General features: G+C 49.9%; 10 protein-coding genes. All 10 read left to right on the plus strand.

Annotated features, from left to right (window positions below):
• The first annotated feature begins 31 nt into the window (after positions 1–31).
• The 10 genes from DEALK_RS00205 (at position 32) to DEALK_RS00255 (ending at position 14,942) form a co-directional block, all read left to right on the plus strand.
• Positions 32–2,683: an N-6 DNA methylase gene (locus DEALK_RS00205; protein WP_058437594.1), complete on the plus strand. Its 2,652-nt coding sequence runs from the start codon at positions 32–34 to the stop codon at positions 2,681–2,683.
• Positions 2,673–4,025, plus strand: a complete 1,353-nt coding sequence (locus DEALK_RS00210; protein ID WP_058437596.1) for a restriction endonuclease subunit S — start codon at positions 2,673–2,675, stop codon at positions 4,023–4,025. The genes DEALK_RS00205 and DEALK_RS00210 overlap by 11 nt, the downstream gene beginning before the upstream one ends.
• A complete protein-coding gene (locus DEALK_RS00215; protein WP_058437598.1) occupies positions 4,022–5,014 on the plus strand; it encodes a DUF3644 domain-containing protein in 993 nt (330 codons plus the stop codon). The genes DEALK_RS00210 and DEALK_RS00215 overlap by 4 nt, the downstream gene beginning before the upstream one ends.
• A 2-nt stretch (positions 5,015–5,016) precedes the next feature.
• Positions 5,017–8,511, plus strand: a complete 3,495-nt coding sequence (locus DEALK_RS00220) for a type I restriction endonuclease subunit R (RefSeq protein WP_058437600.1) — start codon at positions 5,017–5,019, stop codon at positions 8,509–8,511.
• Entirely contained in the window at positions 8,508–9,242 is a 735-nt protein-coding gene (locus tag DEALK_RS00225; RefSeq protein WP_058437602.1) for a M48 family metallopeptidase, read from the plus strand. Before DEALK_RS00220 ends, DEALK_RS00225 begins: the two co-directional genes overlap by 4 nt.
• Before the next feature lie 7 nt (positions 9,243–9,249).
• Entirely contained in the window at positions 9,250–10,296 is a 1,047-nt protein-coding gene (locus DEALK_RS00230; RefSeq protein WP_058437604.1) for an HTH domain-containing protein, read from the plus strand.
• 66 nt (positions 10,297–10,362) lie between these two features.
• Positions 10,363–11,763: a 3'-5' exonuclease gene (locus DEALK_RS00235; RefSeq protein WP_058437606.1), complete on the plus strand. Its 1,401-nt coding sequence runs from the start codon at positions 10,363–10,365 to the stop codon at positions 11,761–11,763.
• Positions 11,760–12,455 carry a DUF4433 domain-containing protein gene (locus tag DEALK_RS00240; RefSeq protein ID WP_186007560.1) on the plus strand — a complete coding sequence of 232 codons (696 nt, stop codon included), beginning with the start codon at positions 11,760–11,762 and terminating at the stop codon, positions 12,453–12,455. Before DEALK_RS00235 ends, DEALK_RS00240 begins: the two co-directional genes overlap by 4 nt.
• Positions 12,445–14,211: an ADP-ribosylglycohydrolase family protein gene (locus DEALK_RS00245; protein WP_058437610.1), complete on the plus strand. Its 1,767-nt coding sequence runs from the start codon at positions 12,445–12,447 to the stop codon at positions 14,209–14,211. Before DEALK_RS00240 ends, DEALK_RS00245 begins: the two co-directional genes overlap by 11 nt.
• A 428-nt stretch (positions 14,212–14,639) precedes the next feature.
• Complete coding sequence (locus tag DEALK_RS00255) at positions 14,640–14,942, plus strand: PadR family transcriptional regulator (RefSeq protein WP_058437614.1); 303 nt, start codon at positions 14,640–14,642, stop codon at positions 14,940–14,942.
• The last annotated feature ends 4 nt before the right edge of the window (positions 14,943–14,946 follow it).

Raw genomic sequence — 14,946 nt, forward strand, 5'->3', positions numbered from 1 at the left:
GGTTTTAACGGAAGAATTCACGAGGTGCCGAATGCCTAAGCTGTCCTTAGCCAAACTCGAACGACACCTCTATGGCGCTGCGGATATTCTCCGCCGTGAAGGCATGGATGCGGCCACTTATAAGGACTTTATATTTGGGATGCTTTTCCTCAAACGTTGTTCCGATGTATTTGAACCAGCTTATGAAAAGCTGGTTTCGCGTAAAGTCTCTCCAAAGATGAGCCGGGAGGACGCCCAATCAAACTATGGCGAGAATCCTGATTTTTATGACGAATTCTTTGTCCCGCCGCGGGCTCGTTGGTCCCATTTGCAGAGCAAGCTGAATGATGCCACGGAGCCGTTTGGTGCTGTTCTTGACAAAGCTTTGGCGGCCTTGAGTGGAGCCAACGGATCGCTTCAGCACGTCCTGGACCATATTCAATTCATGAAGGTCCAGAGTAACAAGCGTATTGTATCCGATGAGGCATGTAAGGAACTGGTGCGGCACTTTAATCGGTACCGCTTGCGCAGCGAGGATTTTCAATTTTCTGACCTTCTTGGTTCGGCCTATGAATTTCTCATCAACATGTTTGCGGAGTCGGCTGGCAAGAAAGGGGGGGACTTCTATACGCCAAGGGATGTGATCCGGTTGATGGTGCGCGTATTGAATCCCGCGCCGGGGATGAGTATCTATGACCCCACTTGTGGTTCCGGCGGCATGTTGATTATCAGTCGTGAGTATATTGAGCAATCCGGCGGAGATCCGACCAATCTCCGCCTCTGCGGCCAGGTGAATGATGCCTCGGCCTGGTCCATCTGCAAAATCAATATGCTTTTACATGGTGTGAGAGGCGCTGATATCAAACTTGAGGATACGCTTCTTCACCCGATGCATCGCGAAGGTGGGGAACTCGAGCGTTTTGATCGGGTAATCGCCAATCCGCCCTTCAGTCAGAACTACACCCGTAGCAACATGGAATTCCCAGAACGTTATCGCTGGGGATGGTGTCCTACTTCAGGGAAAAAGGCAGACCTCATGTTCGCCCAGCACATGCTGGCAGTCTGCAAACCTCGTGGCATGGTGGCGACCGTGATGCCGCACGGTGTGCTTTTCCGTGGCGGCGTGGAAAAGGAGATCCGCAAGAGGTTCCTCCAACAGGATTTGATCGAAGCCATCATCAGCCTGCCGCAGAATCTTTTTTATGGCGCCAGTATTCCAGCCTGCATTCTAATCATGCGTTCCAACATCACAGGGCAAGCTCTCAACCCCAACAAACCCGAAAACCGACGCGGCCGGTTACTTTTTATCAATGCGGACGCCGAGTACCTGGCCGGCCGTGCCCAAAACTACCTGCGGCCTGAAGATATCGAAAAGATCGCAGCTACCTTCGAGCGTTACGACGAGGTCCCCGGATATTCCAAGATCGTAACGTTCGACGAAATTGCGGATGGAGCCAATGACTTCAACCTCAACGTTCGTCGTTATGTGGACAATTCTCCATTGCCGGAACCTCATGATGTCCGTGCGCATCTTGCTGGTGGTATTCCGGTCGCCGAGATCGAAGCTAACGAAGCCCTTTTCCAAGCGCTCGGTTTCTCGCCAGATGTCCTCTTCGCGCATAGGCCTAACGATGAGCGATACCGTGACTTCAAGCCGAGTATTACCGAACGGCCAGCTATCGCCAGGCTGATTGAGGCGGATGCCGGATTACTCGCTCGAACAGGAGAGTTGAGGGATGATCTGACATCGTGGTGGGCCTCTCATACTGGCAGCCTGATCGCTCTCCCCCAGGGCCGCAATCTGAATGCCGTCCGTTCGGAATTCCTCCAAGGATTTACCGATGCACTGCTACCGGTCGGAGTGCTGGGCAACTTCAAATTATCCGGCGTTGTTGCCGCTTGGTGGAGCGAGACACTGCCGGATCTTAAAACCCTTATTGAAAATGGCTTTTGCGATGTGGTTGATGGATGGGTCGACGCCATTGCCGACGCCGTGGAAGATGATGACAACGTGGGACCTGCCTTTGATCCCTTCCGCCACAAACTGGTGAAACGGACCATGGCCGATTACCTCCAGCAGATCGACGATGCAAAATTGGAGATCGCCCTTCTAAAAGGTGAAAAGGAAGCTTTCGAGCGGAGCAACCCGCCGGACAATGCAGATGATGAAGAACTCGCTTCCTGGAACTATGCCAAGGACCTTGAACGCCAGGTAAAAGAGCTGAAGGCTGAATTTAAAGACGCCATCAAAGAGCTGACCAGGCTTGAAAAGGCCGCGACGAAAAAGAAGGCTACCGATGCCGATCGCCGGACCGCAGAGACCGCCAGGCGCGAACTGCAACCCTATTTTGATCAGATGGCTGCCCTTGAGACGGAGCTGGCTCCCCACGAGCAAATCAAGACAGACCTTGCCGCAGCCAGAGCCACTTTTCGCGTTCTCACCAACGCCTTTGTCGACAAGCTGAAAAACCGGTGCGCAGCAATGGGCAAAGGTGAGAAGCAGACGCTGGTACTAGAACTTTTTGCTCAGGACCTCCAAGTCGGCCTGGATGGCGCATTAAGAGACAAGCAGCAGGAACTGGTACGTTTCACTGAAAACCTGTGGGACAAGTACGCTTCCTCATTGAAGGTGCTCATCAAGAGCCGGGAGCGTCTTTCGTCGCGACTCCACGATGCTTTGCAGGAGCTGGGTTATGCCTATTAGCCAAACGGGTGCAAGCATGGAAATTGAGGCAGACGAATACCTGAATGAATGGCAGGAGGTATCACTCACCTCCATTGCCAACATCCGTTTCAGCAGTGTCAACAAGGTTTCGCAACCGGGCCAAGAGCCTGTTCGCCTCTGCAACTATACCGATGTTTACAATAACGATTACGTTACGGCGGACATGGACTTCATGCGTGCCACCGCCACCAAATCGGAAATTGAGCGTTTCGGGCTACAGGTCGGTGACGTCATTATTACCAAAGACTCCGAAACACCGGACGACATCGGCATACCGACAGTCGTAGATACTACCGCGCCAGATCTTGTGTGCGGCTATCATTTAGCCTTGCTTCGCCCCAATCAGGACGAGGTTGATCCGACCTTTCTTGCAAAGCAATTGGCGCATCACAGAATTGCCCGATATTTCGGCCAGCAAGCCAATGGAACAACCCGCTATGGCCTGTCTATCGCCGCCATAGCGAACGCGCCTTTACATCTCCCAAGACCAGAGAACCAACGATCCGCAAGCGCCTTGATGCGCATGGTGGACGCGCAGATTGCCCAGATCGAAGCCGTGATCGTCAAACTCAAGCAGGTACGAGCGGGCATGCTGCGCGACCTGCTGAGCTACGGCCTGGATGAACACGGCCAGCTTCGCGACCCCGTCGCTCACCCGGAGCAATTCAAAGACACCCCGTTGGGGCAGATCCCAATGAATTGGGATGTTGGTCCGTTTAGTGAAATCGCAAATGTTAATCCACCAACTCCCGCTACGGGACAGAGCCCATTTAATTCTATTTCGTTTATTCCAATGCAGGATGTTGATGAGGAAGGCAATTGGGTTTATCGACAAACTAGGAAACTCATTGATTGCAGCGGCGGATACACACCATTTATTGAAGGCGATGTTCTTTTTGCGAAAATTACACCCTGTATGGAAAATGGCAAGGGATGCCACGCAAAAGATCTCGTAAATGGTATTGGTATGGGATCGACCGAGTTTCACGTTTTACGACCAAAATCCAACAGATCGGCCAGATTTGTTTTTCATTGGTCGTTGACCAACTCAATGCGAATTAGAGCTCTTGCATATATGACTGGATCGGCAGGACAGCAGAGGGTCGAAGCTGGGTTCTTCAATTATTTTCTGATCCCCATCCCTCCCACTCATGAACAGGGATTAATAGCCAATGTAATTGACTGCGCAGATAGGAGAATTGAATCAAGTAGGAATGAGCTAAAGAAACTCAAAAAGCTAAAGTCCGGTCTTCAAGATGATCTTCTCACCGGCCGGGTGCGTATTCCGGAAACACTGATGGAAGGAGCCGAGAACGCATGAAGTCACGGTCGAAGGAGCTCCTGGATCGGGCGATAGCTGCGAAGGTGGCGGCCATCGAAATCTATAACAAGCCCGGTTTCCCTTATCGGACAGAGTCGTTTGCCATCCTGGCAATTAACGGCTGGGAGCTTCTGCTGAAAGCCAAATGGCTCGCCGACAATCGCAACCAGGCCAGCAGTCTGTACGTTTACGAGACCAGGGAAAACGCAGATGGGACAAAGAGCAAGAAAAAATACGTCAAACGAACCGACGCGGGGAATCCTTTCACCCATGGCTTGTGCTATCTAGCAAAGAAGTTGGTCGAAGACAAAAAACTCGATGCCCTCGCCTGGGACAATATTCAGATTCTGCTGGGACTCCGGGATTCAGCTGTTCATTTCTACAACCAATCTCCGGCTTTCCGGGTTCGCTTGCAAGAGATCGGAACGGCTTGTACCAAGAACTTCGCCAGCACCGTTCACGACTGGTTTGATCGACAATTATCGGAATTTGAACTCCACCTGATGCCTCTAGCCTTTGTGGATCTGCCGACAAATATGGACGGCTTTCTGCTTAACGCCGAGGAGAAGAACTTCCTCTCCTTCCTTGAGAATATGGACAAGTCTCATGCTGATCCGGAATCAGCCTATTCCGTCACGGTAAATATTGAATTCAGGTATACCCGTTCGAAGGCAAAAGAGGCACTTCTTGTTCAGAACACTAATGACCCTAACGCTCCTGCGGTTCGTCTGACGGAAGAACACGTCCTTGAGAGGTATCCGTGGGACTATTCGACACTCACAGAGAAATGCAAAGAGCGTTATCAGGGATTTAAGGCAAATCAGTATTACCATAATATTCGCCGCCCGCTTCAAGCTGATCGACGATACGGGATTACACGTTATCTTGACCCAGCTAACCTCGAGAGTAGTAAAAAAGCGTTCTTCAGCCCCAATATATTTGTTGAACTTGACAATCATTTTAGGAAGAAAGCAACAACCAAGGGGTGACAATGAGCAAAATCTACTGGGAAACTAATCTGGTCGAGAGAGCTTTCTGTGAACAACTTCAAAAAATGGGGTGGGAGTGGACAGAAGGTGATGTGGATGTTGCTGAACTCACTGAGCGGGAGAACTTCCGCGAGGTTTTCCTGAAGAATCGGTTAGTGGAAGCGCTGAGGCAAGTCAATCTTCGGGATGGGCAGCCTTGGCTCGACGATGCACGAGTGGAAAAGGCCATTCGCGATCTGAAACAGGCTCCGGGTCATCAGCTTCTGGAAATCAACCAAGCCGCGACCGAGCTTTTACTCAAAGGAACCGTGGCGGAAGGACTACCGGATTGGGACAACAACAGACCACAACCGATCCGCTACATCGATTTTGAAACCCCTGAAAAGAACGACTTCCTGGTCGTCAATCAATTCAAAGTCGAATTGACCAGTGGCCGGGGACATGTCATCCCAGATGCAGTTCTGTTCGTCAACGGTATTCCAGTGGTGGTAGCCGAGTTTAAAAGCCCGGGTATAGAAAATCCGATTCATGAGGCAATCAATCAGATCCTCCGCTACTCGAATCAGCGTCGTGAGCTGTTTCCTACGCTCTATACTGATAGCGAGGGCGTGGAAAAACTGTTTTATACCAACCAGCTCTTGATAGCCAGCGATTTCTTTGAAGCCCGGGCTGCAACCGTTGGTGCTCCTCCGGAGGCCTATTTGGAATGGTCCGATACCAGCCCGATTCCCATCAGCGCAGTTACGGAGGATCTCGGGATTGGGTCGACCAATGGTGACCTCGAAGAGGCCAAAGGTGAACTGTTGTCTGTCGGACCGGAGCAGACAGAGCGTGTAGGCACGCCTCTATTTTTCCGGCGCACAGAACAGCGCCCTGAGGCATTGGGGATTGGTCAAGGTGCGGCTCTGCAAAGTCAGCAGGTTCTCACGGCTGGCATGCTGCGTCCGGCGCATTTGCTAGATTTGATTCGTAACTTTACTATTTTCCAGCAGGTTGATGGTAAGACCCGCAAGATCGTGGCCCATTATCAGCAGTTCCGAGCTATCCAAAAAGCAACCCTCAGACTTCAGGAGGGACGGACGAGATCACAGGGCGCTGAACGGGATGAAAGAGGCGGTATTATCTGGCATACGCAGGGGTCCGGCAAGAGCCTCAGTATGGTATTTTTGGTTCGTAAAATGCGAACACTGGACCGGCTCAAGCGTTACAAAATCGTCACTGTTACTGACCGCACCGATCTGGAAGGACAGCTTCGTGAGACAGCTCGACTTTCGGGTGAGGCTGTGCGACCCACGGACAAGGATCGTAGCACCCGGGAATCTTCGACCGCAATGACCCAACGAATACTTTCCGAATCCACACCGGACATCGTCTTTGCCATGCTGCAAAAGTACCAGGATGTTGACCGGCAGGCTAAGAGTGATGAGAAGATCGCCATGACTATCGTCCGCAAAGAGAAAAAACCAGGCAAAGACGAACCGGTCGTGGAAAAAGAAGTGACCTTCGAAGAGAGCATTCACTTTGAAGAGTTTCCTGTCCTTAATGAGTCAGATGAGATATTAGTATTGGTCGATGAAGCTCATCGTTCCCATTCCCGGTCTCTGCACAGAAATCTGCGCAAAGCTTTGCCCAATGCGGCGATTATCGGCTTTACTGGTACGCCAATCCTAAGCAAGGATAAAACGGAAACCCGGGCAATCTTCGGCGACTTCATCGATAAATATCTGCTTCAGGATGCCGAAATGGATGGCACTACAGTGCCGATCCTCTATGAAGGCCGAACGGCCGATGGACTCGTCAAGGACGCTTCTAACCTCGACCAACTCTTCGAGGATATGTTCCGCACCTATTCCGAGGGAGAACTGGCGGTTATCAAGGCGAAGTATTGTACTGCCGGCGATGTTCTGGAGGCTCCTTTACTGATCGAACAGAAGGCAGCGGACATGTTGCGGCATTATGTGAGCGTTGTCTTACCTGAAGGCTACAAAGCCCAAGTTGTTGCAACCAGCCGCCGCGCCGCCATCTCTTATCGCGAAAAACTTCTGGTTGCCCGAGACAAACTTGTCAGAAATATTGAGGCTCTGCCGGCCTCTATCCTCACTCTCCAAGACCATGAGATTCAGCAACTTGATCAGCAAACAAGATTCCTTGTTCGCGCTCATGTACTCCTTCCACGAATCAGGGCTTTGGATGTGGCTGTGGTTATCTCTGGAAATCACAACGATCCTGAACCATGGTGGGATTGGTCGAACAAAGAGAAACAGGATGAATACACGAAACGGTTCAAGCGGAAATTGGCTGTTGAAAGAACAGAGAAAACTGATCCGCTGGCGTTAATGGTTGTCAACAACATGCTCTTGACGGGATTTGACGCTCCAATCGAGCAGGTAATATATCTGGACCGCAAAGTCATAGCTCATGATCTCCTGCAAGCCATTGCCCGTGTCAACCGAACCCATGGGCATAAGAAATGCGGTTACGTCGTGGATTATATAGGCGTGGCGCGTCACTTAAACGATGCCTTGAAAGATTATGATAGAGAAGACACCAGTGGTGCGCTTATCGATATAAATGTGGAGCTGCCTAAGCTGATTGACCGCAGAAATCGGGCTGTCGCGGTTTTCATCGACCGGGGTATAACAGATCTTCAAACTGAGGTCGAGGTTTGTGTTGCTCTTTTGGAGGACCTGAAAGTTCGCGCCGGATTCATCAACAAGCTCCGTATGTTCTATGAGACGCTGAACATTTTAGAACACCGGCCCGAAGTGCCGAGCGGTGTATTCCGAGATGCGAAGCTTCTTGGCTTCATCAACAAGGTGGCGGCGAACCTCTACCGAGACTCTGCACTGAATCTTCAAGGTGTTGCCGAAAAGGTCAAGGCGTTAATAGATTCTTATATATTGGCCCGGGGTGTTGATCCCAAGATTCCGCCAACGACGATTACTGATACTGAGTTCGAAAGGGTTCTTCAAGCTCAAAGTGGGAGCCGTGCAAGAGCAGCGCAAATGCAGTATGCGGCGAGGTATCACATTATCGGATTCACTAATCAGAACCCGGCCTTTGCTCGCAAGATGAGCGAAAAGTTGGAGGAAATCCTGAAAAGGTTTAAGGACGACTGGGACGCCTTGGAAAGGGAATTAAGAAAGTTCATCGACGAACTGCGCCAAGGAGATCGTAACGATTTCCCTGGTCTTGATCCTTATATTCAAGTGCCCTTTGTTCGCCTGATCCTTGAAGCCTGTTCCGAAGGCCGAGATTTGGATGATGCACAAAAGAAAGCCGCTATCAACACAACCCTCGATATTGTCGAGAGAATTCGCCAAGAGGTTGTCAAGGTTGGGTTTTGGAAGAACTCAGACCGTCGTGAACTCCTCACAAAACAAATCGTGAGGGACCTCGATGCTTCCGGTGTGTGTCCTCTGGGGAAAGAGCGGGATATCGCGCAACGGCTCGTTGCTCTTGCTAAGGAAAACCACGAGAATTTGGTAAGAAAATGAGCGAAATGATTGTAGTCGATGACTTAAAGTTCGAGGTGAGACGGAGCCTACGCCGTAAGACACTTGGGTTAACCGTTGATCGAGGTGGTGAGCTCGTTGTTCACTCGCCGGAAACTGCGAGTAAAACGGAACTCCATAAATGGGTCAATAGAAAGTTGCTCTGGGTCCACGAGAAACTGCTTCGCAAAGAACTACATAGCCATAGGGTTCATAGGCTCGAAATAGTGAGCGGTGAATGTATTGCTTACCTGGGCCGGAATTATCGACTCAAGATTGTTAAGAATCAATCCACACCAATTCAGTTCGATGGCCAATGGTTTCTCCTGCGGGAGAATGATCGACTGGATGCCCAGAGGCATTTTCAGACATGGTATCAAAATACCGGTGCTGAGTGGCTGAACGAGCGTGTCCGGTTTTGGGAATCCAAAGTTGGTATGACTGCTTCAAAGATAATCGTCTGTGATTTGGGCTTTAGGTGGGGGTCATGCGGTAAATATGGCGCCCTGTACTTCAATTGGCGTCTTCTACAGTTGCCTGTCTTCCTCGTGGATTATGTCGTTATCCATGAACTTGTCCATCTTCACGAGCGAAATCACACTCCGACGTTTTGGCGAATATTGGGCCGAGTGCTTCCAGAATGGAAGGAACGCAAAGAGGAGTTGAGCTACAAGAAGGCTCAAATGCTCTGGTGTACTTACGGGGATGATGCAAATACCAGGATTGAGGAGTAGAAGTGCTATGTTCGTGAAAGCCGCCGCTACTGAGGTGCTGAAAAAAGCACAATCCCCTTTGCACTCTAAAGCAATTGCTGAGCGGATCATCGCTGCTGGGTTCTGGACTTCAGACGGCAAGACCCCGGAAGCCACCGTGAGCGCCAGTTTATATTCGGATATAAAAAAGAATGGCGACAAATCAGCCTTTGTGAAGGCCGGTCCTCAAACCTTCGCGCTTCGGGATTCCTCTGTAAAACAGAACGACAACGGGGCGATTCCTCCGGACGTCGGAGACTCTCGAAAACCTACTCCCACAAACGCGGGCTTTTCCTTCACCGACTGCGCTCAAAAGGTGCTCGAGGAGTTTGGTGGCAAGAAGCCGATGCACTACAAGGAGATCACCGAGAAGGCGCTGGCGAAAGGATGGCTAGTAACAGGCGGTAAAACGCCCGAAGCCACCATGTACGCCCAGGTAATTACCGAGATTAAACGTCAGCAAAAACGCGGCAAACGGCCTCGATTCGTCCAGTACGGCCGTGGCTACGTTGGCTTGAGCCAATGGATGGGGCGCGGCCTTGCGTTCCAGATCGAGCAGCACAACCACCAGGTTCGGCAGGCACTGCGCGAGCGCCTGCTGGCCATGAAACCCGCCAAGTTCGAAGAACTGACATCGCAATTGCTAGCCGAGATGGGTTTCGAAATGGTCGAGATTACCAAAATCAACGGAGATGGCGGTATAGATGTCCGGGGCACCTTGGTGGTGGGCGATGTCGTCCGCATCAAGATGGCTGTTCAGGTCAAGAAATGGAAGCTTAAGAACAATATTCAAGCCCCAGTCGTGCAACAGGTACGCGGCAGCCTTGGGGCGCACGAGCAAGGTTTGATCATTACCACTAGTGACTTCAGTCTAGGCGCCATCAAGGAAGCCGCACAGGCTGATAAAACCCCCATCGCCCTGATGAATGGGGAACAACTCTTGATACTCCTTATGGAGCACGGCATCGGCGTCCATCGCTCCACGCCTGATCTGTTCGAGATAGATGAGGAGTATTCGATGGGAGTAGTGAAATGAAAACTGCGGATAGTTCTCTAAAGTATAGCCATAACCCTATGTACAACGATCAAAGGTAAAAACGTGATGAGGGGAAATCTACCAAAGCCAATCAAGAAGCAGCGTGAGGTGTTGTACATGCCCTCGGTTGGGCACTCCGCTGTGCTCGGGACTGCTGGGAGCGGCAAGACGACACTCGCTCTCTATCGGGCTGCTTATCTCTCCGAGCAGTCGTTGCCCCACGCAGGAAGAACCCTGCTTCTGACCTTCAACAAAACGCTGGTCACCTATTTAAACTATCTTAAACCCACTGAGTTACAGAATGTACGAATTGAAACTTATCATACATTCGCCAGAGGGTATCTCAATAACCGTAGCAAAATGAGTTGGAACTGCATTTGCGATCCTGAATCCCGAAACTCATTTATTTCTCAAGCAGTCAAAGCTGTTGAAGCTGGCTACGAGCCATCGAAGTTCTTCAAGAGACCCCTCGATTTTTTCTTGGACGAGATCCAGTGGATTTTCGGCCATGGGATCACTTCCCTTGATGAATACGTGGAGGTGGAACGTGTTGGACGTATCGATACAAATCTCTCTCGCAAGCTCAGACCAGTTATGTATAAAATTCTCGAGACGTATGTCGAGATTCGAACTGCGAATGGGAAGCTGTATGACTGGGATGATATTGCGATCAGTGTACGAAAAGAATTCGAGGAGGATAGTTCTCCCCGCTTATATAAACACATAATCGTTGATGAAGGGCAAGATTTTTCCCCTGAGATGATTCGTTCCTTAGCGGCAGCAATCCCTGAAGATGGTTCAATTTCGTTTTTTGGGGATGTTGCTCAACAAATATATGGACAGCGAATGAGCTGGCGCTCTGCGGGGTTGAACATCCCCCAGCAGTGGCTATTTAAAGAAAATTACCGAAACACTAAACAGATTGCTCAGTTGGGATTGGCCATTTCCAAGATGACTTTTTTTCAAGGTATTCCCGATCTGGTTGAACCTTTGTCACCAAAAGCCGATGGTGCTTTACCTACATTAGTGGAGTGCAAAGACAGGGATCAGCAGATCGAAATCGCGCTTCGGGCGGCAAAAAGTGGTGGAAAAACACAAAGTGTTGCCATCCTCGTTAAAGATAGAGCACAGGAAATGATTTTTAGCTCCGTCCTGGGAGCAAACGCTACCCGGCTGCACCGCGACCTCCAGGTATGGAACGACGGTCCTGGAATCTATCATGGTACGTTTCATGCGGCTAAGGGGCTTGAATTTGATGTAGTGATAATTCCTTTCCTGGACGCGGACAATCTACCGGACCAGGACTATATAGCTTCTCACAGTGAAGAGGATGGTCTTAGGCATGATGGCAGGCTTCTATATGTGGCGGTAACAAGAGCAAAAACGAGCTTGGTCCTGCTTTTCACCGGGGAGCTTACGCCATTGCTACCCGTTGACGAATCACTCTATCAGAGAGTCAAACCGTGAACCTGATTCAACAGGAGTGCGTCAACCGTGGGATCACCAGGATCTGCCATTTTACGCAGTCCAGAAACCTCGCACATATTTTTGACGATACTCTCGGGCTTTGTTCAAAGAGGACACTTCGGCAGCTTGATATGCCACACAACCCGACCGACCCAGACCGATATGACGGGAGGGACGATCTAATCTGCTGCTCCATTGAATATCCGAATACTTACTACTTCGCGAAAGTCCGGGAACAAGATCAACTGTTTAAAGACTGGGTAGTATTGATGATCGAACCAAGTTACCTGTGGCACATTGAGACTTGCTTTTGCCCCTGCAACGCAGCCCGATCCCGTGGGGCTTATATCCAAACGGGGATAAGCGGGTTTCGCTCGCTTTACGCCGATACATCCCCCGGGATCCCTTTTTCCCGTCCACAAGGTCACCTCCCAGCTGCACCGACCGACATTCAGGCAGAAGTTCTTCTCAAGGATCCAATTCCACTTGATTCAATTACCGGCATCGCTGTCCGGTCAGAAGAGCAGGCTCAGCGGGAGATGGTCAGATTAGAACTTCAGGGGATCGCAATCGACAAACCTATTTACATCGCTCCGGACTTTTTTGATAGAACAGCTCTCTCACGGTTGATTCAACGCGGAGTTCGAGCGACGGAAACGCTCTACGAAAACGGAGGTTTAAATGGCGGATAACAACACAATTAAGTTAAAAGCTACCAAAGCCGTCGGAGCCATGCTTGGAGCAGCATATGGCGATGCGCTTGGTTGGCCTAATGAGCGAGTCACCAAGTCAAATGCCTCAGGGCAAACACAAGGCCGACTTCACGATTTTAGAAGATGGACCTACCGTTTAGGCGGGCGCTATTTTCCCTATGAAGAAATCATTGAAGCTGGCGAGTACAGCGACGACACCCAACTTATCCTATGTCTCAGCAGGTCTTTGCAGAAAGGTGAAGTATGGTGGGATTATTTTACCCAGGTTGAACTGCCCTTTTGGTCCGTTTATGAACGTGGAGGCGGCGGTGCAACAAAAAGAGCGGTTGATTCATGGCTGGATGGCGTCTCTCCGTGGAGTTCACTTCGGAAACCACAAGATCTGAAGAAGTATTTTGATGCCGGAGGAAATGGCGTAGCAATGCGGGTTTTACCCCATGTTTTGCGCTTAGCCGAAAAGGGTTTTTCCAAAGTGGCCGCCAATATATTCCTTGATGGTGTCGCGACCCATGGGCATCCCAGAGCGCTTCTCGGTGCTTTGGCCTATGGCTTCGCACTATGGACGGCTTTTCGGAAGGAGTCAAAACTGACATATGGTGAACTAGTTGAAGAGCTAATCAGTAACGTGACTGTCTGGTCTGCTATTCCTACCACTACGTCCATCTACCCCGCATGGATGAACCAGGCAGATAAAATTCTGCCAGGATATTCGAATATATGGGATTCGGTCAAAGCCGAGGTCCTAAGGTATCTTGATGTCTGCCGTGGTGAGCTCGCAAAAGGAGCATTGATTTTCGATGAAGATGTACTGAAAGAACTCCACTGTTTTGATAACAAGATAAGCGGTGCTGGCACTGTAGCTGCAATAGCCGCAGTGTATCTTGCATCGCGGCACGCCGCAGACCCGCTTAATGGAGTCGTGAAGGCAGCATTCGCCATAGGTTCCGACACAGATACTATTGCGTCAATGGCTGGGGGACTTCTTGGTTGTGTCCATGGATCAGACTGGCTTTCACCGGTAAAACAAGGCATCCAAGACGCCGCCTATATCGAGAAAAGCGCATTTCGTCTAGCAAACGGGCATATTGACGACAAGCCTGATGTTGAGGGTATTAAGAGATATTTACTCAAGAAGTGGATTGACGGTGTTGTAACCGCGCCTGATTCTAGCGAAGTCGAGCTCCCTGATCACAGGAAGGCTAGAATTAATCATGATCTTGATTACATCGGACGCAACGGTACGTACAGAGTCGAATTCAGACGATTGACTGTTGACGATGGGCAAAGCATCTACCTGGATAAGGTTTCAAAGGGTAATTTTGGGCTAATGACTCATACCCCGAAACAAATCATTATGCCTCTCCAACAGACCCTTTCAAATAGTCGGGGATGCGGTTCAAAGATTCCTGTCGTGTTATTTGAAAGAGCCATTTGGTTTTATCGTGAATGTCTTGGCTTAACCGTGAAGAAGCAGAGCTCGGATGCTGTTGTTTTCGATCAAGGGCTTGTTTTGGTTCCTTTGAACTACGCAAACAATTTCCCTCAAGGAATTCAACTTCGAGCGTTGATTTACGTTCAAGCCACGAACATCACTGAGCGTTTCAGGCGGATTAAAGAGAGCAATTTGCAAATTATTTCAACACTGGCTCCGTGGGGAAAATCAGGAATGCTTTTTTTCAGAAGTCTTGATCCGGATGGTAATATTGTTGAGGTCTTTTCGGCAGATGGTCAATAACTTGAGCAAACCATCTTTGGTTAACATATACCAAAATGGGAAGCACCACCCGCATCGGCAGGAGTTGAGCAACAGCGATGGAAAAAGATCCAAAGGGATTTATCTCCTCTGGAAAAGCACGCTTTCAATCCTAACGCCCATACGGAGGACTCGAATTATCATGTTGAAGTTAAAGGTTAAGGCCGAAACTCACCTCGTATTCATGGCCGGTTCTACCTATTGATACTCCGGCTCCACCAATGGTGACGATGCCGAGAACCGTCCGTTAGCTGGCGCTTTATCATCCACTCAAGATTCTAAAACTCCTTTCATTTACCTTCTCATGGACTGGTTCCATTCAAGTTCTACCTCATAATGAAAGTCAATGCATTTGACGCCCGGCTGATATCGAGTTATTATATCGTATATCAATATCGGGATATGATATTATGCTTGACCGCAATTTCTTCCTGGGTTTTATCCGTGTCCATATTCTGTATCACGCCAGCAAGGAACCGATTTACGGCGTCGAACTCATTGAGGAACTGAAGCGCCATGGGTACGCATTAAGCCCCGGGACACTCTACCCGATACTTCATCGGCTCGAGGAAGAAAGTTTACTCATCACTGAATATCGCATTGTCGGTGGCAAACGCCGGCGTTATTACTCCCTCACCGATAAAGGTCGTGAGATGCTGACCTCCGCCCGCAAGCAAATCGGTGAACTGATGAACGAGGTGATGCAGGGATGACCCC

The sequence above is a fragment of the Dehalogenimonas alkenigignens genome (assembly GCF_001466665.1).
In the GTDB taxonomy this organism is placed as follows: Bacteria; Chloroflexota; Dehalococcoidia; order Dehalococcoidales; family Dehalococcoidaceae; genus Dehalogenimonas; species Dehalogenimonas alkenigignens.